This window comes from Amorphoplanes friuliensis DSM 7358 (genome assembly GCF_000494755.1).
GTDB lineage: Bacteria > Actinomycetota > Actinomycetes > Mycobacteriales > Micromonosporaceae > Actinoplanes > Actinoplanes friuliensis.
This window is the reverse complement of the sequence record NC_022657.1, coordinates 3052909-3074837: the sequence shown is the minus strand read 5'-3', so window position 1 is coordinate 3074837 and position 21929 is coordinate 3052909. Positions and strand designations below refer to the sequence as shown.

Sequence of the window (21929 nt, the reverse complement as noted above, 5' to 3'; positions counted from 1 at the left end):
GCCTGGAAGGACCGTGTCATGGGCGACGACGAGCGCCTCACCCTGCGCGCCATCGAGCAGAACCTGATCCGCACCGATCCTGAGTTCGCCGCCCGGATGCGCGCACCGGCCCTGGACTCGCCCAGGTTTCCGTGGGTCACCGCGTTGTGCATCCTGACCTACATCTTCGTGCCGATCCAGGCCCTGCTGTTCGGATGGGTCAGCGCGGTGATCACCCTCGACGTCGTCGCGGTGGTCCTGGCCGGCATTCTGATCCGGCGCCGCCGGAGGGCGTCCTAAGACTCCGAGGTCGGCGGGGACGAGCCGGTGGGGTGGCCGGTGTCGTCGACGAGGCCGGGCGCCATGCTGCCGCCGTGTGCCGCGTGGGCCGGGTGCTCCTGCTCGGGGTGCTCCGGCGTCTCGTCGCGTTCACGGTCGTCCGTGGAGGTGTTCTCAGTCATGGCTACGGATTACCCGCGCAGCCGCCGATCATCCACCGCAGGCGTCAGCCCGCGTTGAAGTTGTCGCTGACGTCGCGCTGCAGGTGGTGCAGCGACTCAGCCAGCAGCTGCTCAGCGCGTTCACTCTGCGCGCTGTCCGGCGGGAGGGACACCTCGGCGTGCACCACACAGCCACCGGCCGGTGAGTCCTCCACCCACGCCGTGCCTCGAGGACCGGTGGAGTCCTGGGAACGCCACTCCAGCCGGAGCTGGTCCGGGACGGAACTCACGGCGTACTCGTGGATCCGGGAACCGGCCCGCACCCGGACCTGGTCGACGGTGGTGGTTTCGCTGCTCATGCCCAGGGGCAGCCAGCGGGTCGTGCGGTCCGGGTCGGTCAGGACCCCGAAAACGACCTCGGCGGGTGCGTCGAACTCGGCCTGCCTGCTGATCACCGGTACTCCCACCGTTGCCTCCTCGCGCGGTCCCCTGCCGCCTACCCGGCGGCAGAGCGGGTAAACAGTGATCGTCCCGGCGGGAGATCGACGGATGACCTGCGGCAGTTCGGGTACCGCACGCTGCCATGGCTGACTCGCGTACCGGGGTTGTGATCATCACCCACCAGCGCAGGGACGAGGCGCTCGCCGCGGTCGAGCGTCTGGTCGCCCTGCCCGAACAACCGCCGGTCGTGCTGGTCGACAACGGCTCCACCGACGGTACGGCCGACGCCGTCCGCGCCAGGTTTCCCCAGGTCGACGTGCTGGCGCTGGCCTGGAACGCGGGTGCCGTCGGGCGCAACCTCGGCGTCGGGCGGCTGACCACGCCGTATGTCGCGTTCTGCGACGACGACACCTGGTGGGAGAGCGGCAGCCTGACCACGGCCGCCGACGTCCTCGACGCCCATCCGCAGCTCGCCGTGCTCAACGCCCGCATCGTCGTCGAGCCCAGCGGCCGCGAGGACTCGATCGTTGCGGAACTGCGCGACTCCCCCGTGCCCGGACCGGACTGGCTCCCCGGCCCCGCCCTCGGCAGTTTCCTCGCCGGCGCCTCCGTGGTGCGGCGGGACGCCTTCCGGGCGGTCGGCGGCTTCAGCTCCCGGCTGTGGCTCGGTGGTGAGGAGGAACTGCTGGCCACCGACCTGCTCAGTGCCGGCTGGGAGATCTGCTACCTCGAGGATCTGGTGGTGCACCACGCCGCCTCGCCGATCCGCGACACCGTCCGGCGCCGCCGCGACGGGTTGCGCAACACCCTGTGGTTCACCTGGCTGCGCCGGCCACTGGCACCGGCCCTGCGCCGTACGCTTTTCCTGGCCGTCACGGCACCGCACGACCGCATCTCGGCCCTGGCCTGGTGGGACGCCGTCCGCGGCCTGCCCTGGGTGCTGACCCGCCGCCGCACCCGGCCACGCTCGGTCGAGGCACGCCTGGCCCCGCTCGACGCCGCCCAGCGTGCCTCGACGGCGCGGCGCTACGTCTGAGCTCGGAACGGCTCACGGCCGGGGAGCGGTACGCGTCCAGGACCTCTCCCCGCGCCGGGTTGTCGCCGCCACGCAGCGCGGGCAGATGTAGCGCACCTCGTCGGCTGCGGTGATCTGGTCGGTGGCCCGGAAGTCGAAGACCACGTGCGGAAAACGCCGCAGCCGTGACCGGCTCAACGCGAGACCGCACACGGTCTGATTCGTACCGGGCTCCCAGGCGTGCACCTCACCACCGGGCTGCCGCACACCGTTGTCGTCGATCCACTGACTCGACGCCGCTGTCGCTCTGGCCATGGCCGCCGTGTGCCCGCGCCACGACCGGATAATCAACGACAGCATCATCAGAAGATTTCGCGCGAACGACGATGTTGTCGGCGAGCATTGGGAGGGTTGCCAACTGCTGCCATTCGAGTGGTCTCGAGCATTCGATGGTGCGCTCAGATGGTATAGCTCCGCTCGTGGGTTCGGGAGATTGTCATACCTGCCGTCCATGATGGTCGGGCACGAGGGAGGGGGTGGTGGTGTTGAGGGTGATGCAGGCGTACCGGTTCGCGCTTGACCTCACCTCGTCGCAGCAGCGGCAGGTCCTCGCGCACGCCGGTGCGGCCCGGGTCGCGCACAACTGGGCGTTGGCCCGGGTGAAAGCGGTGATGGATCAGCGGGCCGCGGAACGTTCCTACGGGATCGCCGACGAGGTCCTGACGCCGGCACTGGGCTGGTCGCTTCCCGCGCTACGTAGGGCCTGGAACGCTGAGAAGGCCGTGGTGGCGCCGTGGTGGGGGCAGGTGTCGAAGGAAGCATTCAATACCGGCTTGGACGCCCTGGCCCGAGGGTTGAGGAACTGGGCCGGCTCCCGCCGCGGTGAGCGCGCCGGCCGCAAGGTCGGGTTCCCGCGGTTCAAATCCAGGCGCCGGTCGACGCCGTCGGTGCGGTTCACGACCGGCGCGATCCGGGTCGAGCCCGACCGGATGCACGTGGCGTTACCAAGGTTGGGCCGGTTGAAGCTGCATGAGTCGGCGCGCAAGCTGGCCCGCCGGCTCGAGGCCGGCACAGCGCGAATCCTGTCGGCGACCCTCCGGCGCGAGAGCGGGCGGTGGCATGTCGCGTTCACCGTCGAGGTCGACCGCACCGAACGGGCCCCGGTATGGCCGGACTTGGTGGTCGGTGTGGACGTTGGCATCACCCACCTTGCGGTGCTGTCCACCGGCGAAATGATCGACAACCCGCGCCATCTTGAGACGGCGCAGGTTCGGCTCCGCGCGCTCGGGCGGGCGATGTCACGCAAGCAGGGCCCGGATCGGCGCACGAGGGCGCAGCCGTCGAAACGCTGGGCGCGTGCCGCGGCCCGGTTGGGCCGGGCTCATGCCCGGGTGGCGAACCTGCGCCGTGACGGCCTGCACCAGCTCACCACCGGTCTGGCCACCCGTTACGGCATTGTCGTGGTGGAAGACCTCAACGTGAGCGGCATGCTGGCCAACCGTCGGCTGGCCCGGCGCATCGCTGACGCCGGCTTCGCCGAGATCCGCCGACAACTCGCCTACAAGACCGTGTGGAACGGCGGCCGGTTGCTGGTCGCCGACCGCTGGTACCCGTCCTCGAAAACCTGCTCGGCCTGTGGTGCGGTGAAAACCAAGCTGACCCTCGCCGAACGCACTTACTACTGCACCACCTGCGGGCTGGTCCTTAACCGGGACTTCAACGCCGCCCGTAACCTGGCCGCCCTCGCGGCCGAGTTCGACCCTGCCGGGAGTGGCCCGGTGGCAGGACGTGGAGCCATCCGTAAGACCCGCCTTGGCGGGCAAGAGGCTGCGAAGCGTCAACCCGGCACCACGGTCAATACCGTGGACAAGACCGGGACCGTCGCTGCGCAAGGAGCGACTGCCGCATGAGCGCTCAAAAGCACTCACGAGCACTCAACGGCAACGGCAAGACCCTCGTGCTGCTGCAACCAGGTCGGGCGCCGGTCCGGCCAGGAGTTCGTCACGCCGCTGGTCGCGGCGCCCGACGCGGACACGTACGTGGTCTGCGGCAGCGGCGCCGGCGCCCCGGAGGATCCACAGTGGGTCGCCAACCTCGAGACCGCGACCGGCCCGGCGACGATCGAGCTCGGAGCGGCGACCTTCGAGGTGGACTACGAGGTGGTCCGGCCGGGCGCTCCGGACTGGGAAGAGCTCTACGAGGTCTGGCGTGACTACTGGCCGGACGCCTACGACTACGAGAAGAAGACCGACCGGCAGTTCCCGGTCGTGCGCCTCCACGTGCCGCCCTCCGCCTGAGCTGTTGCCGTCGTCACAACCGCAGCGGGATTGTCCTGAGGTGCCGGCCGGTTGACAGAAGTGTCGGTGTGCCCAGTGTCCCAGGGCCTCACCCCATTGCCTTCGCGGAATACCGTCCGGCTGGAGCCGCGTTGCGCCACTCGCCTTCCGGCGACCTGCACACCGACCCAGCTTCAGCGGCCCGGCGCCTCGTGCGCCGGGCCGCTTTTCACACTCTGATCAGCTGTTCGCTGCCTGCACGGGCTGGACGATCTCGGTCTCCCAGGTAGCCGGGTCCGGGCGTTCCCCGGGATCGGTCAGGTAGGTCTCCCAGGGCGCTCCCGCCGCCGACAGGTGCTGGTCACGCATCCACTTCTCGATCTCCTGGTACGACTCCGGCAGGGTGTCGTAGGGACCCCGGTGCACGGCCACCACCGCCCGCCCGGCCGGGACGGTGAGCGCCTCGATCCCGTCGTCGAGGGCTGTCGGCGAAGGCCCGGCGATGGTGATGCCGCCCTCGATGACCAACGAGCCCATCCCCACCTCGGGATAGCGGGCGAACGGTGGTCCGGTGATGGCTAGGCCGTGCTGCTGGGCGTACCCGAACACCCGCGGGAGAGATTCGGCGAGCGCGGTCGCGATCTCGTCGCGGGTGACCCGGCGACGCATCACGAGGGCGTGGAAGGCAGGCACGTCACGAACCGAGATGTTCAGCGGCACAGGTGGTTTCCTCTCGGTGAGGCGAAGGTGGTACAGGCTGATGCAGGGCGCCGCCGAGCCCACCGCCGAAGCGTGCACTGCGGCGGTACGCCGGCCCGGGACGTGCAAACCGTGGGCGCGGTAGCGCAGCGGGCTGCGGTCGAAGTGACGGGTGAAGGCGCGGGTGAAGACCTCGTGGCCGGCGAACCCGTGGTCGGTGGCGATCACCGCCACCCGGCGGTCGCCGGACACCAGACCGGCCGCGGCACGGGCCAGCCTGACCCGCGTGGTGTAGGCCTTCGGTGTTTCGCCGACCAGCCGCCGGAACCGGCGGTGCAGGTCGAACCGGGACCGGTGAGCCCACGCCGCCAGCACCGGCAGCGAGACATCCCCGCTCAACCGGGCGTTGATCGCGGCGAGCAGCTGCAGCAGTTCACGGGTTCCCGACGGCACGAGAAGACGCTACCGCCCGGGTGGCGCCGCACCTTGACGATTCTTGCGCTGTTGTCAGGCGGCCGCTGGTCTGGGTGAACAGGAAGCCGTTGAGCAGCAGCCGGGGGTCGGCCAGCGCCGCGGCGGTCGCCGTCAGGTCGTCGTCGGTGAAGCCGTGGGTCAGCAGACTGGTGCGCAGCTGAGGGAGTCCGGCCAGCAGCAGGCGGCAGCCCGCGCCGCCGCCACGCCAGCCAGCGCCGGACGATCGGAAGCGCACGTCGGTCAGGCCGGCCGACTCGAAGGCGGCCGGTGCCCGGTGAGCCCAGTCGTTGTCGTAGCCGTGGGCGGTGACATAGCGGGACAGGCGGATGGGAGGATCACGGGCATGGGGAGCACGAACGTCACGATCCGGTCCTATGCGGAGGGTGACTGGGCGGCGATCGCGGCCATCCACGACGCCGCCCGTCTCGACGAGCTGCGGGACTCCGTCGGTGTGGAGGCGTTCCTGACGCTCGCGCAGACCGCCGAGGGTGAGGGCCTGTTCGACGGTCAGCTGTGGGTCGCCGACGTCGGCGGGAGCGTGGCCGGTTTTGTCGCCGTCGAGGACGACGAGGTCACCTGGTTGTACGTCGATCCGCAGCGGTACCGCCAGGGTGTCGGCCGCGCACTCCTGCGCCACGCGCTCGCGGCCGCCGGGCCCCGGGTGGAGGTCACGGTGCTCGACGGCAACACGGCTGCGCTGGGGCTCTACCTGAGTGAGGGCTTCACCATCACGGAGACCCGTACGGGGTCACTGGTCGGCAACGAGGCTTTCACCGCCACCGGCCACATCATGCACCGGCAGTGACGTCGACGAGGACCTTGCCGACGGCGCCGTCCTCGACGGCCTGGTGGGCGTCGGCGGTGCGCTCGAGCGGGAAGCGGACCAGGGGCAGGCCGTGCTCGGCACCGACCGGCAGTGCGCCGTCGGCGACCGCGGCGGACACGTCCTCGGCGCCTGCGGCGAGCGCCTCGGAGCCGACCGTGTAGAGCAGCACGAACTGGAAGCGGGTGTTCAGCATCAGGTTCGGCCGGACCTCCAGCTCGACCGGCTTGCCGCCGTCGTTCGCGTACGTTGCGATCGTGCCGCGCGTACGGAGAACGGCCAGGTCGAGGGCGAGATTGGCACCGAGCGCAACCTCGGCGACAACGTCGACCCCGTCGGGGGCGATCTTGCGGATGTCCGCGACGGGGTCACCCTCGCGGTAGTTGATCACGTGGTGGGCGCCGGCGGCCTCGGCCAGGCGAGCCTTCTCCGGACCGCTGATGGTGCTGATCACCGTGGCACCGGCCCACCGGGCCAGCTGGATCGCCGCATGCCCGACAGCTCCGGCGCCACCCGCGACCAGCACGATCTTGCCGTCCAGGGCGCCGGGCGCGAGCCGCCGGGGACCGTCCTCGTCCACGGTCAGCGCCCGGTGTGCGGTCAGCGCGGGCACACCGAGCGAGGCGCCGAGGTCGAAGCTCGCCTCGTCGGACAGCGGCGCGGCCAGCTCGGCCGGCACCACGCTGAACTCGGCGGCTGTCCCGGTCGGCCGTCCGGCCGTCGCCATGAACACCCAGACCCGCTGACCGACGCGGCCCGGGTCGACGCCCTCACCGACCGCGTCGATCGTCCCCGCGCCGTCGAGGTGCGGGACGATCTCGGGGAACTGCAGCGGGTTGGTCACACCGGAGCGGGTCTTCCAGTCCGTCGGATTGACGCCGGAGACGGCGATGCGGACACGCACCTCACCCGGGCCGGGATCCGGCACCTGCCGGTCGACCAGCTCGAGGACGTCGGTTCCGCCGTTGCCGCGGTAGGTGATGGCCTTCATCCTCCGGATGTTAACCCTCACGGACGTCGATAACCCGCGTACGGCCGGAGGTGACGCAAGTCGCTCGACCGGGTGAGCACTCCGCCCGGTGCGTGTCCATACGCGACATTTGTCCATACGGTGATCTTCATGTCCCGTTCTGAGGAGTCACCGTGAACCGTCGTTGCCTGGCGGCAGTTGTCATCGCCGCGATCGGCGCCACCGCCGGCCAGATCCCCGCCGTGGGTCCGGCCGCAGCGGCGGCTCCCGACGCCTGGGGGCAGCCCGAGGCCAACGCGACCGGCGACCATTACAACCCGGGCGAGACGCGCCTGACCCCCGCGGTCGCCCCCAAACTCAAGCCGCGCTGGAAGGTGCCGCTCGCCGATGCCACCTGCGCCACGGCCGGCGAGCCCCTGGTCGGCGGCAACCGGCTGGTCACCGCTGCGTCGTACCGGATCAGCGGTTATGACGCGAGCACCGGCAAGCGGGTCTGGCAGACACCCGCGACCGGCAAGAAGACGGACATCAGCCTCACCGCGATCGCGGGGACCAGGCTCGTCGCCCAGTCCCGGGACTGCCGGTCCGGCAAGACCTTCCTGAGCGCCCAGGCCGTGAAGACCGGCAAGGTCCTCTATTCCAAGCGCATTCCGGAGACCATGTACGGCACGCTCGTCGACAAGGGCATCGTGGTCGGGGGTGTGTGGGACGCGACCATCAGCAAGTACGCCATCAGGGCGTACCGGATCACCGACGGCACGCCGGTCTGGGCGCGCGTGGGGTCGATCGGCGGTGAAACCGTGGCCGCAGGCGGCAGGATCCTGGTGGTCGGCGAGGACAAGACAACCGCGGTCGACGTCACCACGGGCAAGACGCTGTGGACGGCCGGCGCCGGGTGCTTCACCCCGATCGGCGCGTCCCCGAACGGCTCGACGTTCTACATGCGGTGCGGGCCGGACGAGCAGATCCGCAGCGTCGACGCGGCCACCGGAGCGACTCTCGAGACGTTCCCGACCCATGGCGGGACGTTCGGATTCGCCACCGACGGCGAACGTGTCTACCTGCACACCTACGACAACGAACTGATCGCCGTGGACGCGGTCGACGGCCACAAGGTGTGGACGGCCACCTTCGCCGAGAACGCTCCCATCATCACCTCGATCGGCGGCGGCGTGGTCTACGGCTGGCGGGGCAAGGACCACCCTCTGACGGCGTTCGAGACGGCCACCGGCAAGGCGATCCAGCTCGCCGCGACCACCTCGGCGCTGCGGGATGCTCCGCTCGTGGCGAACGGTCGGCTCTACGGCGCGACCGGGGCGGCGGTCACGGCGTACGCGCCCTGATCACTCCCCCAGCAGGCCTGCGAGAACCCGCGACAGCGTGTCCTCGAAGCGGGGGGCCGACACCAGCGAACCGCCTGTCAGTGCCGCTGTCAGGTGAGGGTGCCGGCCCGCCGCGATCGCATGAGCGAGGTACGCGCCCTGCCTCTGCCGGGCGCCCTCGTTGCGTTTGTTCAAGGCCATCGCGGCGGCGAGCGTGGTCAGCACGGCGAACGCCTCGAGCTTGCGCCCCACGTCCGCCGGGTGCCCGTCGAGAACCGCCAGAACGTGCTCGAGCAGGTCGGTGCCGTGCGGGCCGAGCGCCGACCGGGTGAGCACGAGCTCCGGCAGCCAGCTGTGCTTCAGCATGAGCTCGTGCCCCTGCCGGCCCACTTCGAGCAGGGCCGGCAGCCACGGACCACCCGGCTCCGGGAACTGATAGGCGGCCGCCACCTCGTCGGTCATCAGGTCGAGCAGGTCGTCGCGGCTGTCGACATAGCGATAGAGCGACGCCGCACCGGTGCCCAGCTCGGCGGCGACGCGGCGCATCGAGACCGCGGCCAGACCCTCCCGATCGGCCAGCGCGATCGCCGCGGCGGTCACCTCCGCCCGGGACCGCTCCGCGGGCCGTCCCACTCCCGTACGCCGTTCCCGCAGCCAGACCGGCACCGCCTCCATGGCACCCCTTCCCGTTGCGCCCACCTTACCGTTGCGGCTACGGTGTTCGCGAACACCGTTCCCGATCTGGTGAGGCGATGATGATCGCAAGTAACGGCGACGTGCACCTCGCTGCCGACGACCTCGGCGGCGCCGGTGGTGACCCGTTGCTGCTGCTCATGGGCCTCGGAGTCTCCCGCTTCTACTGGCCCGACGGCCTGGTCGCCGCACTGATCGGCGCCGGCTTCCACGTGGCCTGCTTCGACGGACGCGACTCCGGCGGCTCCACCCACTTCGACGACGCCCCGGCGTCCGACCCGCTGACCGGCCTGCTGCGTCGCCGGCCGCTCGCGTACACCGCCGAGGACATGGCCGACGACGCCGTCGCCGTGCTCGACGCGCTCGGCTGGCAGCGCGCCCACCTCTTCGGCATCTCCCAGGGCGGCCTGGTCGCCCAGCGCACCGCACTACGCCACCCCGAGCGGGTGCAAACCCTGACCACGTACGCGGCTGTGCCCAGTGACGCTCGCGGCTTGGCTGTTCTCCGCTACATCCGGCTGCCGTTCCTGGTCCGCCTGGCCCGCATGCGCCAGCCGGCCGGCCGCGACGGCGACATAGCGGCCGGCCTGGAACTGCTGCGGGCGGTCGCCTCACCCGACTACCCGTTCGACGAGGACGACGCCCGCCTGCGCGTGGAACGCGAACTCGACGCCGGCCTGCCCAGCGGGGTCCGCGACAGCCGCGCCCAGGCCCGGCAGACCAGCGCCTCCTGGCACGGCCCCCGCCTGCGCGAACTCAGCGTGCCCACACTGGTGCTGCACGGCGAGAAGGACCCGCTGTGTCGTCCCTCGGCCGGGCGCCGCATCGCCGCGCTGGTGCCGGACGCCCGCTACGTCGAACTGCCCGGCACCGGTCACGACCTCCCCCGCGAGATCTGGTCCACTGTGGTCCGCGAGCTCCGCGCCCTGGCCGGCTGAGCCGGTCACGGGAAGGTCGAACCGTCCGGCCGACCGCCGACCTCGTACGCGAGGGCTAGCTTGACGCCATGCGACAGATCGTGAGCACTCCCGACGCGCCCAGCTCACCGTTGTACAGCCAGGCGGTGAAAGCCGGCGGTCTGGTGTACGTCTCGGGGCTGGTCGGCCTCGACGTGACCACCGGAAGCATGGCCGGACCGACGATCGGCGACCAGACACGACAGGCGCTCGCCAACTGTCGCACCGTTCTGCAGGCGGCCGACGCCGCCTGGGAGGACATCGTCGAGGTGGGTGTGCTCCTGACCGATCCAGCCGATTTTGCCGGCATGAACGAGGAGTACGCGACCTGGTTCTCCGCTTCGCCGCCGACGCGCTACGTCGCGAAACTCGGCGTCGAACTGCCTGGCGTTCTCGTGTCGATCCGTATGACCGCCTTCGTCGGCTGACGGGGCCGGTGCTAGGTTTTTCGCGAAGGTCATGAGTGCCAGCGCACAGCCCCGGCTTGCTGGCCGGCAACCCTCCGCTCGCGGGCGGGGTGCTCCGGGTGACGACCTGGCCGCGCATACCTGCCCGGCAAGCCGCCGGCCGAGGAGCTTGTCACCGTGTCCGTTTCCCCTGTGCCCGAGTTCGTCGCTTTCAGCCCCGCCGGACCCGGCGATGCCGGCCGCATCGCCGCGCTGCACGCCGACAGCTGGCGGCGGCACTACCGGGGTGCCTATGCCGACGCGTACCTGGACGGCGATCTGCTGACCGAACGCACCGCGGTGTGGTCGGCGCGGCTCGCCTCCCCCGCCGGAACGGCCACGATCCTCGCGGAGAGCGGCGGCCGGCTGGCCGGCTTCGTCCACGTTGTTCTCGACGCCGACCCGCGCTGGGGCAGCCTCGTCGACAACCTCCACGTCGAGCACTCGGTGCACCGCTCCGGCATCGGCACCGAACTGATGGCCTACGCCGCCCGGGCAGTCCTGGCCAGAGCCGCGTCTCCCGCGCTGTACCTGTGGGTGCTCGAGCAGAACACCCGGGCACAGGGGTTCTATCAGGCCTGCGGTGGCGTCCGGGTGGAGAAGGGCATCGCCGCCGCTCCCCTCGGTGATCCCGCGCTGCTCAACGGATCTCCGGGCAAGTTCCGGATGAGCTGGCCGGACGCTACCCGCCTGGCGAGCGCCACCGCGCCGCCCGATTGAGCCCGCCGTCGCCTTCTCCCGTGCCCACGTCCGAGAACGACGAGCGGTCGGCGGTGGTCCGCTAGGGTCGGCCGCATGACCGACGATGCGTTCGACTCGTTGCGATGTGATGCCTTGGCCGATCAGGAGGCGTTGCGGCGGGTCTACGAGCTGCCCAACGACTCGGCTGTGCGCAAGCAGATGACCGAGCTCACCGAGCAGACCCGGCGGCTGATCAGCTGCTCGTCGCTGGTCCTGGTGGCCAGCGTGGACGCCGGGGGAAATTGTGACGTCTCCCCGCGTGGCGGCCCGGCCGGGTTCGTCGCCGTGCTGGATGCGCGGACGGTGGCGGTTCCGGACGCGACCGGCAACAAGCGTCTGGACAGCTGGCAGAACGTCATTGCCACCGGGCGGGCCGGGCTGATGTTCGTCATTCCGGGGCGGACGACGACGCTGAGGGTGAACGGCCGGGCCTGCATCTCCACCCGCCCCGAACTGCTGGCGCAGCTGACCGCCGTGGGCAAGCCGCCGGCCAGTGCGCTGGTGGTCGGCATCGACGAGGTCTACCCCCACTGCCCCAAGGCGTTCCTGCGCAGTGGCGCGTGGAAGCCGGAGCAGTGGTTGCCGGCCGACGCCCAGCCGACCTCGGCCGAGGTGACGCTGGCCCAGCTGCGGAGGCCGGAGCTGACGATCGCCGACATCCAGCAGGTGGAGGCGGACGCTCTCAAGTACCGCTACGAGTGAACGAGCGCCACGGTGGCGGAAACAGCTCACGATCGGTTGTTTGCGGCCGAACAGGTCGGTGATGGGGACCTGGATCAGGACCGGCCGGGCAGCCGCCGCGAGCGTGCTCGCCTGCGCGGTGCTGCTTGTCGTGCAACAGGCCTGGTTCTTCGGCGGGTGGGGTGGTGCCGAGGTCAGCACGTTTGTCACTGACGCCTCGTACGTCCCGCTGGCGCTCGTCTTCACCGTGCTCGGCGCCCGTGTGGCGCTGTCGAAGCGGCAGGAACCGCGGACCCGGCGCGCCTGGCAGGTGATCACCGTCGCTTTCGGCTGCCAGCTGGCGGCGCACTGCGCCTGGTTCGTTCAGAACCATGTCCTGCACGTCACCGGTTATCCCTTGACCGCCGATTACTGCTTCCTGCTCTTCTCGCCGTTGATGTTCGCCGGGTTGCTGATGCTTCCGGGCCAGTACCGGCGCCGCCGGGACCGGCAGAGGCTGGCGCTGGACGCGCTGATCGTCGGCGCCGGTGGATTCATCGCCATCTGGTATCTGCTGCTCGGACCGATTCTGCACGCGACGGGCCTGACGCGGTGGGAGCGGTTGTTCACGGCCGCGCTGCCGATCGGTGACCTGCTGCTCGTGCTGGCCATGTCGACTGCCCTGCTGCGGCGTCATCAGCCGGAGGCCCCCGCCCCGGTACGGCTGCTGGCCGGGGCGATCGCGCTGACCGTGACCGCCGATGTCTCGTACAGCTGGATCCAGTTGAACGGTGGGTTCACCGGCGGCTCCTGGGTGGATCTGCTGTGGCTGGCCGGCTGCTTCCTGCTGGTGCTGGCGGCCGACCAGCAGTACCGCCGGCCGCGCAACGCCGCGCCCCGGCGCGCCGACCGCAACGTGGTCTTCATCCTGCCGTACGCGGCCGGCATCGCCGCCTACCTGCTGATCGCCGAGCAGTCGTCGCACCTGCCGCTCAACCCGTACGGGGGCATGATCCTGGGCTCTGCCGTGCTGACCCTGCTGGTGATGGCCCGCCAGATGCACGCGTTGCGCGACAACCGGGAGATGGCGGTCACCGACGGTCTGACCGGGCTGGCCAATCGCACCCTGCTCACCGAGCGCCTGGAACAGCTCGCCCGCCGGCCGATCCGGCCGGGCCGGCACACCGCGATCATGCTCATCGACCTCGACCGGTTCAAGCCCATCAACGACACGTTCGGCCACGAAGCGGGTGATGCCGTGCTGGTCGCCGCGGCCGCTGCTCTGCGGTCCGTGGTCCGGAGCGGTGACCTGGCCGGCCGGCTCGGCGGTGACGAGTTCGCCGTCCTCGTCCAGGACCTGCCGGACCGGGAGACCGCGGGAGTGGTCGCTGCCCGCCTGCTGGAGGCACTCCGCACGCCGGTGATCTTCGGCGAGCACGTGCTGATGGTCGAGGCGAGCATCGGTGTGGTGGTCCGCGACGATCCGCACGCCTCGGGCGAGACCCTGCTGATGCAGGCCGACACCGCCCTGTACGCGGTGAAGCGCGCCGGCCGCGGCCGCTACGAGTACTACTCGACCGTGATGGACACCAGGGCCCGCGAAGCCGAGTTGCGCCAAGCCGTCGCCAACGACGAGCTGGTGGTGTACTTCCAGCCTGCCGTCGCCCTGGCCACCGGTGAGATCCGCGGGGTCGAGGCCCTGGTCCGGTGGAACCATCCGGCGCGTGGTCTGCTGGGCCCCGGCGAGTTCATCGATCTTGCCGAGGAGACCGGCGCGGTCGTGCCGCTGGGCGCCTGGGTGCTGCGCGCAGCCTGCCGGGAGGCGGCCGGCTGGCGCGCCGAGTCCCCCGGCGCCGAGGCTCTGCGGCTGTCGGTGAACCTGTCCCCGAAGCAGGTTGCCCAGGCCGACCTGGTGCAGACCGTCGAGGCGATCCTGACCGAGACCGGTTTCCCGGCGGACCGCCTCACCCTCGAGATCACCGAGAGTGTCATCCTGCAGCCCGATCCGCTCACCATCGGTCGCCTGGAGGCCCTGCGTGATCTCGGCATCGAGCTGGCGGTCGACGACTTCGGCACCGGCTATTCGGCGTTGAGCTACCTGCGCCGCCTGCCCGTCACCATCCTCAAGATCGACCGCTCGTTCGTGACCGGCATCGCCGACGACGCCGAGGCCCGCTCGGTCTGCGAAGCGGTGGTCCACCTCGGTGAGGCCTTCAGGATGACCGTCGTGGCCGAGGGCATCGAGACCCCCGACCAGGCGGCTGCCCTGATCGACATGGGCTGCGGGGTCGGGCAGGGCTTTTACTTCTACCGTCCCCTCCCGCCACCCGAGGCGACCGCCGTGATCCGCCGGCAGTTCAGCGCCGTGGTGGGCAGCTGACGGACCTCGGCGTCGTCACCGGGGGATGTTGCGGAGGTTGGCCCGCGCCACGTGCGCCATCTGCCCGACACCGCCGGAGAGGACGGTCAGGCCCACCGACAGCGCAAATCCCGTCATCTCCTCCTTGGTGATGTGCGGGGGGATCTCCAGGGCCGCGGGGTCGGTGACCACGTCGAGCAGCGCCGGGCCGTCGTGATCCAGCACGGAGCGCAGGGCACCGCGCAGGTCGGCGGGCTTCTCCACGCGTACCGTGAAAAAGCCCATGGCCCGGGCGATGGCCGCGAAGTCGACCTGGTCGTGGTCGGTCTCGAAGGCGGGGTCGCCGGAGACCATCATCTCGAGCCGCACCATGGCCAGGCTGGAGTTGTTGAAGACCACGACCTTGACGGGCAATTGATGGGTACGCACGGTGAGCAGCTCGCCGAGCAGCATGGCCAGTCCCCCGTCACCAGACATTGCGACGACCTGGCGGCGACGATCGACGAGCTGGGCACCGATCGCGTGCGGCAGCGCGTTGGCCATCGAGCCGTGCACCCACGAGCCGAGCAGGCGCCGGCGGCCGTTCATCGTGACGTAGCGGGCCGCCCAGCTGCTGCACATGCCGGTGTCCGCGGTGAAGACGGCGTCGTCGGCCGCCTCGTCGTCGAGGACCGCGGCGACGTACTCGGGGTGCATCGGCGTCATGTCCTCGACCCCGTGGGTGTACGCGTTCACCACGTGGTCGAGCTTCTCCCCATGCTTGTGCAGCATCCGGTCGAGGAACTCGCGCCCCTTCGGCTGCAGCTTGGGCAGCAGGGCGCGGATGGTGGCCCCGACATCACCGACGACACCCAGCTCCAGCGGAGTACGCCGGCCGATGCGTGACGGGTCGATGTCGACCTGGATCGTGTTCTTCTGCGGAAGGAACTGCCGGTACGGGAAGTCGGTGCCGAACATCAGCAGCAGGTCCGCCTCGTGGCAGGCGTCGTAACAGGCGCCGTAGCCGAGCAGCCCCGACATGCCGACGTCGTACGGGTTGTCGTACTGCAACGTCTCCTTGCCGCGCAGGCTGTGCCCGACCGGCGCGTTCACCGCCGCCGCGAGCTGCAGCACCTCGTCGCGTGATCCGGCGCAGCCGATGCCACCGAAGATCGCGACCTTCTCGGCGCGGTTGATGCGCTCGGCCAGCTCGTCGATGACCGCCGGTGGCGGCGCGCCGAGGACCCGGCCGGTCGCGTAGTGGCCCGTACCGAGGTCGTTGTCGGTCTTGGCCGCAAGTACGTCACCCGGAACGACCAGGACCGCGGCACCGCGCAGGCCGACCGCGTGCTGAATGCCGATCCGCGCCATCCGGGGCATCTGCTGCGGCACGCTGAGCATCTCGACCCAGTGGCTGGCCTGCTCGAAGAGGCGTTTCGGGTCGGTCTCCTGGAAAAAGCCGGTGCCGATCTCCGTCGACGCGATGTGCGAGGCGATGGCCAGCACCGGCGCGCCCATCCGGTGCGCGTCGAACACGCCCTGGATGAGGTGCGTGTTGCCGGGCCCGCAGCTGCCGGCACAGACGGCCAGCTCCCCGGTCAGCTGGGCCTCGGCCGAGGCCGCGAACGCCGCGGCCTCCTCGTTGTGCACGTGCACCCAGTCGATGTCGTCGTTGCGGCGGATCGCATCACTGAACGCGTTGAGACTGTCGCCGACGATGCCGTAGACCCGGCGTACGCCGGCCTGCACCAGGAGCGCGACCAGCTGCTCCGCCACGGTCTGCTTGTTACCGAACACCGACGCCTCCATTTGTTCGCGTGCTACGGCGCTTACCCCGGCGACGGCGTGCCACTCGTACCGGCGGATCTTTGCGCCTCACGCTCCTGGAGACGGCCCGCGAGGGCGTCACGGAGTTCGTTGATGCCGGCACCGGTGAGCGCGGACACCTGCAGGGCGTCCAGGTACACCCGCCGCAGTGCGGAAACCGTCTCCGGCGACGCCACGTCGATCTTGTTGAGCACGAGCATCTCCGGCACCTGCCCGGCGCCGATCTCCCGCAACACCTCGTGGACCGTGGAGATCTGACTGAGCGCGTCGGCTGCGGACGCGTCGACGACGTGCAGGGCCAGGTCGGCGCGGGCGACCTCCTCGAGCGTCGACCGGAAGGCCTCGATGAGCTGGTGCGGCAGGTTGCGGACAAAACCCACGGTGTCGGTGAGGGTGAACCGCAGCTCCTGGGCCGTCACCCGGCGCACCGTCGGATCGAGGGTGGCGAACAGGACGTCCTGGGTCAGCGCATCAGCCCCGGAGAGCCTGTTCAGCAGGGCCGACTTGCCGGCGTTGGTGTAACCCGTGATCGCCACCGAGGGGACCCGGTTCCGGGTACGACGCCACTGCATGCGTTCCCGCCGCCGGCCCAGCCGCGCCACCTGCTCCCGCAGACCGGCCGCCCGCCGGCGCAGCCGGCGACGCTGGATCTCCAGCCGCATCTCACCGGGACCACGCACACCCATGCCGGCTCCGCCGACCACGCGGCCACCTCCGACCCGCGACATGCTGCGGCCGGCACCCTGCAACCTCGGCAGCTGGTACGCGATCTGAGCCAGCTCGACCTGCAGCCGCCCCTCACTCGTACGCGCATGCCCGGCGAAGATGTCGAGGATCAGGGCGGTACGGTCGACGACCGGCACGCCGACCTTGTCCTGCAGGTTGCGGGCCTGCCCCGGGCTCAACTCCCCATCGGCGATCACCACGTCGGCGGCACACCGCTCGACCGCCGCGGCGAGCTCCCCGGCCTTGCCCGAGCCGAGATAGGTCGCCGGGTCGGGCCGGTCCCGGCTCTGCACCAGGGTCTCGGCCACGGTCAGACCATCCGTGTCGGCCAGCCGCTCCAGCTCCCGCAACGAGGCCGGCGTACCCGGTGCGCCCTCGTCCGTACGGTCGTCCTGGACAACGGCCATCAGCACCGCACGCGGCCGTTCGTCCGCCGTGGCCCGCGTCTCGGCTCCCAGCAACCACGCGCCCGCCATGACGTCCTCCGTTCGTCGTCGTAGGCGCCCGGCTACCCACCCACGGCGACCCTATGCAGCGACCCGGGCCTGGTCGCTCACGGTTAGATGACGAGCCGGGTGATCGAGGCGCCATTCAGGTGCAGCACCACGGTCGTCCGTCACCGCAGCCTCCAGGTCTGGGTCAACCGGGAGTGAGACGGAAGACAGGCCACCCGATCTCGGTACGCCAGGAGCCGGCGTCCGCGGTGTCACGGGGACCCGCCAGGTACGTCTCGTACACGGGCCCGTCGATCCCCAGGGCGTGCGAGACGACCCAGTCCCCCAGCCGCCCGTAGGTGACGTCGATGGTGTCGTGCGGCCCCGCATGAACAGCCACGGCGAGATCGGCCGCCGGCAGGTCGACCACCTCGATCCGGCCGACACCGCGCGGGCTGCGAACCGGCCGGAAGACCGTCATGGCGCCGGCACCCGCGGCGAACAGCTCGTTGGCGTACCGGCCACCGGGCGGCCCGGTGTGTTCGTCCGGCGGAAACGCAGCGTCGATCTCGCCCATGGCCGTGCTGAACCACGCGAGCGAGTCCTCGAGCCGTACCTCCGCACTGATGGCGACCACCGTCCGGACCGGCACGGACCGCAACTCGACGTCCAGCGCCGCGGCGCCGGGCTCCAACAACTGGCGCAACGACACAACCGCCACCCGCGTACGGTCGAGCGCGGCCTCGAGCCGGCGCAGGTGACCCGCAACAAGCTCGGCCCGCCGGTGCGGATCGTCGGTCGCGATGATCGACCTGACCTCGGCCAGCGGCACATCGAGCTCCCGCAGCCGATGAATGACCTGCGCCGTGGCGATCTGGTCAGGCACGTAATACCGGTAGTTCGTGAACGGGTCGACCTTCGCCGGCTCGAGCAACCCGGACTCGTGGTAGCGCCGGAGTGTCCGCACGCTGAGGTGCGTCACCGTGGCGAACTCACCGATGGTCAAGCCGTTGCGCATCGTCACAGTCTCCATCCCCAACCCTCCCCCGAGGCGGGGCTGGCCCTCTCCCCGCACCGGCTGGTCCTCCGCAGCGGCGGCTTCGACGCGGTCATCTGTACGGGTCAGGGCTAAAGTCGTTGGCCATGAGCGTCGACATCGAGGTCGTCCAGGACATCACCGAGGACTTGGTCGAGGCGTTCGGACGGTTGCTGCCTCAGCTGTCACGATCAGCCCCGCCCCTGGACGCTGCGGCTCTGCGCGCTCTGGTCGAATGGCAAGGGAACCGGCTGCTCATCGCCCGGATCGAGGGAGAGATCGTCGGCACGCTGACGCTGGTCACGTTCCCGATCCCGACCGGTCTGAGGGCGTGGATCGAGGATGTCGTGGTGGACGAGGCGGCTCGGGGTCATGGCGTCGGCGCGGCGTTGACGCAGGCGGCCGTTCGGCTTGCCCGGGCCGACGGGGCTCGAACAGTCGATCTGACGTCACGGCCGGCACGCGAGGCTGCCAATCGCCTGTACGAGAAGCTCGGCTTCCAGGTGAGAGATTCGAAGGTCTACCGACTCGAGAGCTGACGGCCGTCTCAGACAGAGGTTTCGGTGGCTGACGGCTTCTTCGATCGCCGGGGGCGGACCGGGCGTTGTTCGGGGAAGGTCCAGTTGAAGCGGATGGCGGCCAGGCGGACGGTGGTGGTCACGGCCACGCAGACGAGGCCGGCGATCGGGATCGGTGTGCCGAGTTCGGCGAGCAGGATCAGCGTGCCGGCGCCTGCCCCGGCGGCCACGGCATAGAGGGTGCCGACCTGGAGGAAAGAGATCGGCAGGCTCAGGATGACGTCGCGGAGCATTCCGCCTCCGATGGCGCCGACGATGCCGACGACCAGTGCGCCGGCCTCGCCGACACCGAGTGACAGCGCTTTCGAGGCTCCGATCGCGCCGAAGAGTCCCATGACAACGGCGTCCAGCACGGTGATCAGCCAGTCCGCCCGGGCGAAGATCGGCTGCAGGACCATGCCGAGGACGGCTGAGGCGCCGGCCACCAGCAGGTACCAGTTCTTCCAGATCACGACGGGCGGCTGGTTGAGCATGATGTCGCGGAGCAGGCTTCCGCCGAGCGAGACGGCGAGCCCGATCACGATGACACCGAGCACGTCGATGCGGCGATGCCTCTCGCCGGCCGCGAACAGGGCGCCCTGCAGGCCGCCGAGCCCGGCCGCGAGGAGCTCGATCCACAACGCCACCTGGAACGACGTGATGGTCATGCATTCACACTCCGGGCGCTCGGGACCGGCTCACGTCACGCGTGCGAGCCGGCCCGGGGGGGGGTGATGGTCAGCGAGCGCTGCCGGCGTTCTGGGCGGCCTTGACGATCACGTCGGCGACAACACCGGCCTGCGTGATGAACAATGCGTGGCTGGCCGGGACGTTGGTGATCTCCGCGCCGGCGCGCTTGGCCATGTGCTGCAGCATCGCCTGGTCGAACGACTTGTCGTCCGCCGCGATGACGGCCCAGGTCGGCTTGTCCCGCCAGGCGGCGTTCTTCACCGGCGTCGCGAAGACCGCCATGTTGATCGGCACCTGCGAGTCGCGCAGGAAAGCGGCGTCGGCGTCGCTGGTGTCCGCCGCGAACCCGGCCTTGAACTTGTCGTGGTTGAGGAAGCCGAACCCGTCCTCGACAACGTCGATCACGAAGTCGGGAGTCGCCGCGAAACCTTCGTACTGCTGCGCGGTGGTCTCGCCGGCGTCGGGGGCCAGCGCCGACACGTAGACCAGGCCGGCGACCTTCGGGTGCACACCCGCCTCGGTGATGACCGTGCCGCCCCAGGAGTGGCCGACCAGGATCGTCGGGCCGTCCTGCCGGTCGAGCGCTCTGGTGGTCGCCGCGACATCGTCCTCCAGCGAGGTGAGCGGGTTCTGCACGATCGTGACCCGGTACCCCAGGCCCGTCAGTTTGTCGTACACGCCGCGCCAGCCCGAGCCGTCAGCGAACGCGCCGTGCACCAGTACGACGTTCTTGATCTCGTTCATGAGCTTTCCCTCCACCCGTGGGCCGACGATCGCCAGCTCTGATGTGCAATATATTGCGTGTAGAACGCCGCGACAAGCCATGCGTGATTTGTCGGAGCGCGCAAAGTGTGTGCAATATGTTGCATGCCCATTCCCACGGGGAGCCCCGCGGTCGACCGCTCGCTGCTGCGTGACGACGTCTACCGGCGCCTTCGCGACGCCATCATCGATGGCACGTTCACCCCGGGCGAGCAGCTCAAGGACGGCGAGCTCGCGGAATGGCTCGGCGTCAGCCGCACCCCCGTACGCGAAGCTCTGCTGCGCCTCGGCAGCAGCGGACTGGTGGTCGCCCTGCCGGGCCGATCGACACGAGTCAGCACCATCGACGCCCCGGCCGTCCGGGACGCCCGCGACGTCATCGCCGCCATGCACGAACTGGCCGTACGCCAGACCACAGGCCGGCTCAGCGACGACGACATCGAGCGCATGCGCGCCGCCAACCGCCGCTTCGCCGAGGCGGTGGCCTCAGGCGACGTCGGCGCGGCCCTGGACGCCGACGAGGAGATCCACCGGATCCCGGTTGCCGCCCTCGGCAACCGCGCCATCGAAACCGTGCTGGATCAGTTCGACCCCCTGGTACGCCGCGCGGAACGCCTCCGCTTCCGCGCCGACGGCCACGCCTCCGTCGACCTGCACTCCCACCTGATCGACCTCATCGCCGCCGGCGACGCCTCGGCCGCCGCCACCCTGGCCTTCGACATCTGGCACACCCTCCCCACCGAACCCCGAACCGACGACTGACTCGTCAGGGTCGCACCCTGTCGACAACCACGACGGCCACGATCAGAAGGCCGGAACCAACCCCGGCCCAGAGAGCGCACCGCGGCCACAACACCTTCATGCGCGCCGGGTCCGACGTCCGATGCAACCTGACGGCGTCCCGTACCGAAACACCGAACGCAGCCGCCGGCAGCAACAGGATCACCAGGCCCAGAACGGCCATCGAGGTGCCCTTGAAGAGCGCTGTCACCCCGGCGACGAGAGCAAGCACGTAGACGAAGGCCAGGAGCAGGGCGAACTTGCCGACCACTCGCCGCAGCTCCACGGCCGGATCACGCACACCACTCACCTACCGCCCCGTCGATGACCGCGACGCTACCCGCCGTTCGCCGGCGCCCGGGGCGGCCGGCTCGAGATTTGTCGGGAGCACGGGGCCGGCAGGGATGCGCAGCGAGCGGTGTCCGCGGGAGCGACGGTCAGGGCAAGGCACGGAGCGGGGACATCATGATCTGAAGGTTTGTTCGCGATCGGCGGGGCTGCTCCTCGCCGGCTCGTCCTCGTCGGGCCGGTCGGGGTGCTGGTCCTCCGGGCGGCCGGCGGCGTAGGGCCCGCCACCGGCCGAACCGATCTGCTGCCTGCGCCGGGCGGCCGGCTGGTGCGGGTCGGCGGCGTCCGTGGGGAGATTGTCGCTCGTGTCACGGTCGGGCCGGTCGTCACGGATGATCTCGTCGGACATGCCGCCTCCTACGAAGGGTGAGGCCGCCACCGGCGGCATCGGCAGGCGCCTACCCGCGGAACGGGCCGCCACACGCTCGCCTGTCCGGTCGGATCGCCACGAGGCTTCGTGACGGGCGGGGCGCCTCGGCATAAGGTGGGTCGGCCG

Annotated in this window: 26 protein-coding genes, 1 pseudogene and 1 riboswitch; of the genes and pseudogenes, 13 read left to right on the top strand and 14 right to left on the bottom strand. The window is 70.4% G+C overall.

From position 1 onward, the window contains the following. Positions 1-18: 18 nt before the first annotated feature. Positions 19-279 (top strand): DUF3040 domain-containing protein, encoded by a 261-nt coding sequence (locus AFR_RS14355; protein ID WP_023361194.1) that lies wholly within the window; start codon positions 19-21, stop codon positions 277-279. Here AFR_RS14355 and AFR_RS46745 read toward each other — a convergent pair. Further along, positions 276-440 carry a hypothetical protein gene (locus AFR_RS46745; protein WP_158510542.1) on the bottom strand — a complete coding sequence of 55 codons (165 nt, stop codon included), beginning with the start codon at positions 438-440 and terminating at the stop codon, positions 276-278. The two genes, AFR_RS14355 and AFR_RS46745, sit on opposite strands and share 4 nt — an antisense overlap. A gap of 44 nt (positions 441-484) precedes the next feature. Then, positions 485-874, bottom strand: a complete 390-nt coding sequence (locus AFR_RS14345; RefSeq protein WP_023361193.1) for an SRPBCC family protein — start codon at positions 872-874, stop codon at positions 485-487. A gap of 128 nt (positions 875-1002) precedes the next feature. On the opposite strand from AFR_RS14345, the gene AFR_RS14340 reads away from it, so the two are divergent. Further along, the gene (locus tag AFR_RS14340; RefSeq protein WP_041840862.1) at positions 1003-1896 is read left to right on the top strand and encodes a glycosyltransferase family 2 protein; all 894 of its coding nucleotides are present in this window, start codon (positions 1003-1005) and stop codon (positions 1894-1896) included. Between the two features lie 12 nt (positions 1897-1908). Here the strand turns inward: AFR_RS14340 and AFR_RS14335 are convergent, their stop codons facing one another. Continuing rightward, on the bottom strand, positions 1909-2190 hold the full coding sequence (locus AFR_RS14335; RefSeq protein WP_041840861.1) for a hypothetical protein: 282 nt from the start codon (positions 2188-2190) through the stop codon (positions 1909-1911). A 224-nt stretch (positions 2191-2414) separates the two neighbouring features. Here AFR_RS14335 and tnpB point away from each other — a divergent pair, with 224 nt between their 5' ends. Next, a complete protein-coding gene (tnpB, locus tag AFR_RS14330) occupies positions 2415-3785 on the top strand; it encodes an IS607 family element RNA-guided endonuclease TnpB (protein WP_238547281.1) in 1371 nt (456 codons plus the stop codon). A gap of 93 nt (positions 3786-3878) precedes the next feature. Next, a pseudogene (locus AFR_RS14325) lies at positions 3879-4172 on the top strand (nitroreductase/quinone reductase family protein); the annotation flags it as partial. A 219-nt stretch (positions 4173-4391) separates the two neighbouring features. On the opposite strand, the gene AFR_RS45060 reads toward AFR_RS14325, so the two are convergent. Together AFR_RS45060 and AFR_RS14315 are read right to left on the bottom strand one after the other, a co-directional pair. After that, the gene (locus tag AFR_RS45060; protein WP_023361188.1) at positions 4392-5303 is read right to left on the bottom strand and encodes an AraC family transcriptional regulator; all 912 of its coding nucleotides are present in this window, start codon (positions 5301-5303) and stop codon (positions 4392-4394) included. Next, on the bottom strand, positions 5284-5559 hold the full coding sequence (locus AFR_RS14315) for a hypothetical protein (protein WP_023361187.1): 276 nt from the start codon (positions 5557-5559) through the stop codon (positions 5284-5286). Before AFR_RS14315 ends, AFR_RS45060 begins: the two co-directional genes overlap by 20 nt. 108 nt (positions 5560-5667) lie before the next feature. On the opposite strand from AFR_RS14315, the gene AFR_RS14310 reads away from it, so the two are divergent. Further along, on the top strand, positions 5668-6129 hold the full coding sequence (locus AFR_RS14310; RefSeq protein WP_023361186.1) for a GNAT family N-acetyltransferase: 462 nt from the start codon (positions 5668-5670) through the stop codon (positions 6127-6129). Here the strand turns inward: AFR_RS14310 and AFR_RS14305 are convergent. Next, on the bottom strand, positions 6113-7138 hold the full coding sequence (locus AFR_RS14305) for an NADPH:quinone reductase (protein WP_023361185.1): 1026 nt from the start codon (positions 7136-7138) through the stop codon (positions 6113-6115). The genes AFR_RS14310 and AFR_RS14305 overlap by 17 nt on opposite strands. A gap of 152 nt (positions 7139-7290) precedes the next feature. On the opposite strand from AFR_RS14305, the gene AFR_RS14300 reads away from it, so the two are divergent. Next, on the top strand, positions 7291-8460 hold the full coding sequence (locus AFR_RS14300) for an outer membrane protein assembly factor BamB family protein (protein ID WP_023361184.1): 1170 nt from the start codon (positions 7291-7293) through the stop codon (positions 8458-8460). On the opposite strand, the gene AFR_RS14295 is transcribed toward AFR_RS14300, so the two are convergent. Further along, on the bottom strand, positions 8461-9114 hold the full coding sequence (locus AFR_RS14295; protein ID WP_023361183.1) for a TetR/AcrR family transcriptional regulator: 654 nt from the start codon (positions 9112-9114) through the stop codon (positions 8461-8463). It abuts the gene before it with no gap. Positions 9115-9191: 77 nt separating this feature from the next. On the opposite strand from AFR_RS14295, the gene AFR_RS14290 reads away from it, so the two are divergent. The 5 genes from AFR_RS14290 to AFR_RS43605 all read left to right on the top strand — a co-directional run bounded on the left by AFR_RS14290 (position 9192) and on the right by AFR_RS43605 (position 14315). Then, complete coding sequence (locus AFR_RS14290; RefSeq protein WP_023361182.1) at positions 9192-10070, top strand: alpha/beta fold hydrolase; 879 nt, start codon at positions 9192-9194, stop codon at positions 10068-10070. Positions 10071-10138: 68 nt separating this feature from the next. Continuing rightward, positions 10139-10516 carry a RidA family protein gene (locus AFR_RS14285; RefSeq protein ID WP_023361181.1) on the top strand — a complete coding sequence of 126 codons (378 nt, stop codon included), beginning with the start codon at positions 10139-10141 and terminating at the stop codon, positions 10514-10516. Between the two features lie 27 nt (positions 10517-10543). Then, a riboswitch (SAM riboswitch) is annotated at positions 10544-10656 on the top strand. Positions 10657-10672: 16 nt separating this feature from the next. Beyond that, a complete protein-coding gene (locus tag AFR_RS14280; RefSeq protein ID WP_023361180.1) occupies positions 10673-11254 on the top strand; it encodes a GNAT family N-acetyltransferase in 582 nt (193 codons plus the stop codon). Positions 11255-11329: 75 nt separating this feature from the next. Then, the gene (locus tag AFR_RS14275) at positions 11330-11977 is read left to right on the top strand and encodes an MSMEG_1061 family FMN-dependent PPOX-type flavoprotein (protein ID WP_023361179.1); all 648 of its coding nucleotides are present in this window, start codon (positions 11330-11332) and stop codon (positions 11975-11977) included. A 61-nt stretch (positions 11978-12038) separates the two neighbouring features. Continuing rightward, positions 12039-14315, top strand: a complete 2277-nt coding sequence (locus AFR_RS43605; protein WP_023361178.1) for a putative bifunctional diguanylate cyclase/phosphodiesterase — start codon at positions 12039-12041, stop codon at positions 14313-14315. 15 nt (positions 14316-14330) lie between these two features. On the opposite strand, the gene AFR_RS14265 is transcribed toward AFR_RS43605, so the two are convergent. The 3 genes from AFR_RS14265 to AFR_RS14255 form a co-directional block, all read right to left on the bottom strand. After that, complete coding sequence (locus AFR_RS14265; protein WP_202963997.1) at positions 14331-16070, bottom strand: pyruvate dehydrogenase; 1740 nt, start codon at positions 16068-16070, stop codon at positions 14331-14333. A gap of 32 nt (positions 16071-16102) precedes the next feature. After that, entirely contained in the window at positions 16103-17302 is a 1200-nt protein-coding gene (gene hflX, locus AFR_RS14260; protein WP_023361176.1) for a GTPase HflX, read from the bottom strand. 163 nt (positions 17303-17465) lie between these two features. Beyond that, on the bottom strand, positions 17466-18293 hold the full coding sequence (locus tag AFR_RS14255) for a MerR family transcriptional regulator (RefSeq protein ID WP_023361175.1): 828 nt from the start codon (positions 18291-18293) through the stop codon (positions 17466-17468). A gap of 110 nt (positions 18294-18403) precedes the next feature. On the opposite strand from AFR_RS14255, the gene AFR_RS14250 reads away from it, so the two are divergent. After that, complete coding sequence (locus AFR_RS14250; RefSeq protein ID WP_023361174.1) at positions 18404-18835, top strand: GNAT family N-acetyltransferase; 432 nt, start codon at positions 18404-18406, stop codon at positions 18833-18835. 8 nt (positions 18836-18843) lie between these two features. Here the strand turns inward: AFR_RS14250 and AFR_RS14245 are convergent, their stop codons facing one another. Both AFR_RS14245 and AFR_RS14240 read right to left on the bottom strand, forming a co-directional pair. Then, positions 18844-19521 carry a trimeric intracellular cation channel family protein gene (locus AFR_RS14245; RefSeq protein WP_023361173.1) on the bottom strand — a complete coding sequence of 226 codons (678 nt, stop codon included), beginning with the start codon at positions 19519-19521 and terminating at the stop codon, positions 18844-18846. A gap of 70 nt (positions 19522-19591) precedes the next feature. Beyond that, positions 19592-20287: an alpha/beta fold hydrolase gene (locus tag AFR_RS14240; protein ID WP_023361172.1), complete on the bottom strand. Its 696-nt coding sequence runs from the start codon at positions 20285-20287 to the stop codon at positions 19592-19594. A 123-nt stretch (positions 20288-20410) separates the two neighbouring features. On the opposite strand from AFR_RS14240, the gene AFR_RS14235 reads away from it, so the two are divergent. After that, positions 20411-21067, top strand: a complete 657-nt coding sequence (locus AFR_RS14235; RefSeq protein ID WP_023361171.1) for a GntR family transcriptional regulator — start codon at positions 20411-20413, stop codon at positions 21065-21067. Positions 21068-21071: 4 nt separating this feature from the next. On the opposite strand, the gene AFR_RS14230 is transcribed toward AFR_RS14235, so the two are convergent. Both AFR_RS14230 and AFR_RS14225 read right to left on the bottom strand, forming a co-directional pair. Beyond that, positions 21072-21386 carry a hypothetical protein gene (locus tag AFR_RS14230; RefSeq protein WP_023361170.1) on the bottom strand — a complete coding sequence of 105 codons (315 nt, stop codon included), beginning with the start codon at positions 21384-21386 and terminating at the stop codon, positions 21072-21074. A 162-nt stretch (positions 21387-21548) separates the two neighbouring features. Beyond that, positions 21549-21782, bottom strand: coding sequence for a hypothetical protein (locus AFR_RS14225; RefSeq protein ID WP_023361169.1), 234 nt, complete (start codon positions 21780-21782; stop codon positions 21549-21551). Positions 21783-21929 lie beyond the last annotated feature (147 nt).

Coding starts and splice junctions, on each gene's coding strand:
- AFR_RS14355 (WP_023361194.1), top strand. CDS start 19: ATGGGCGACGACGAGCGCCTCACCCTGCGCGCCATCGAGCAGAACCTG.
- AFR_RS46745 (WP_158510542.1), bottom strand. CDS start 440: ATGACTGAGAACACCTCCACGGACGACCGTGAACGCGACGAGACGCCG.
- AFR_RS14340 (WP_041840862.1), top strand. CDS start 1,003: ATGGCTGACTCGCGTACCGGGGTTGTGATCATCACCCACCAGCGCAGG.
- AFR_RS14335 (WP_041840861.1), bottom strand. CDS start 2,190: ATGGCCAGAGCGACAGCGGCGTCGAGTCAGTGGATCGACGACAACGGT.
- AFR_RS14310 (WP_023361186.1), top strand. CDS start 5,668: ATGGGGAGCACGAACGTCACGATCCGGTCCTATGCGGAGGGTGACTGG.
- AFR_RS14305 (WP_023361185.1), bottom strand. CDS start 7,138: ATGAAGGCCATCACCTACCGCGGCAACGGCGGAACCGACGTCCTCGAG.
- AFR_RS14295 (WP_023361183.1), bottom strand. CDS start 9,114: ATGGAGGCGGTGCCGGTCTGGCTGCGGGAACGGCGTACGGGAGTGGGA.
- AFR_RS14290 (WP_023361182.1), top strand. CDS start 9,192: ATGATGATCGCAAGTAACGGCGACGTGCACCTCGCTGCCGACGACCTC.
- AFR_RS14285 (WP_023361181.1), top strand. CDS start 10,139: ATGCGACAGATCGTGAGCACTCCCGACGCGCCCAGCTCACCGTTGTAC.
- AFR_RS14275 (WP_023361179.1), top strand. CDS start 11,330: ATGACCGACGATGCGTTCGACTCGTTGCGATGTGATGCCTTGGCCGAT.
- AFR_RS43605 (WP_023361178.1), top strand. CDS start 12,039: ATGGGGACCTGGATCAGGACCGGCCGGGCAGCCGCCGCGAGCGTGCTC.
- hflX (WP_023361176.1), bottom strand. CDS start 17,302: ATGGCGGGCGCGTGGTTGCTGGGAGCCGAGACGCGGGCCACGGCGGAC.
- AFR_RS14255 (WP_023361175.1), bottom strand. CDS start 18,293: ATGGAGACTGTGACGATGCGCAACGGCTTGACCATCGGTGAGTTCGCC.
- AFR_RS14250 (WP_023361174.1), top strand. CDS start 18,404: ATGAGCGTCGACATCGAGGTCGTCCAGGACATCACCGAGGACTTGGTC.
- AFR_RS14245 (WP_023361173.1), bottom strand. CDS start 19,521: ATGACCATCACGTCGTTCCAGGTGGCGTTGTGGATCGAGCTCCTCGCG.
- AFR_RS14240 (WP_023361172.1), bottom strand. CDS start 20,287: ATGAACGAGATCAAGAACGTCGTACTGGTGCACGGCGCGTTCGCTGAC.
- AFR_RS14235 (WP_023361171.1), top strand. CDS start 20,411: ATGCCCATTCCCACGGGGAGCCCCGCGGTCGACCGCTCGCTGCTGCGT.
- AFR_RS14225 (WP_023361169.1), bottom strand. CDS start 21,782: ATGTCCGACGAGATCATCCGTGACGACCGGCCCGACCGTGACACGAGC.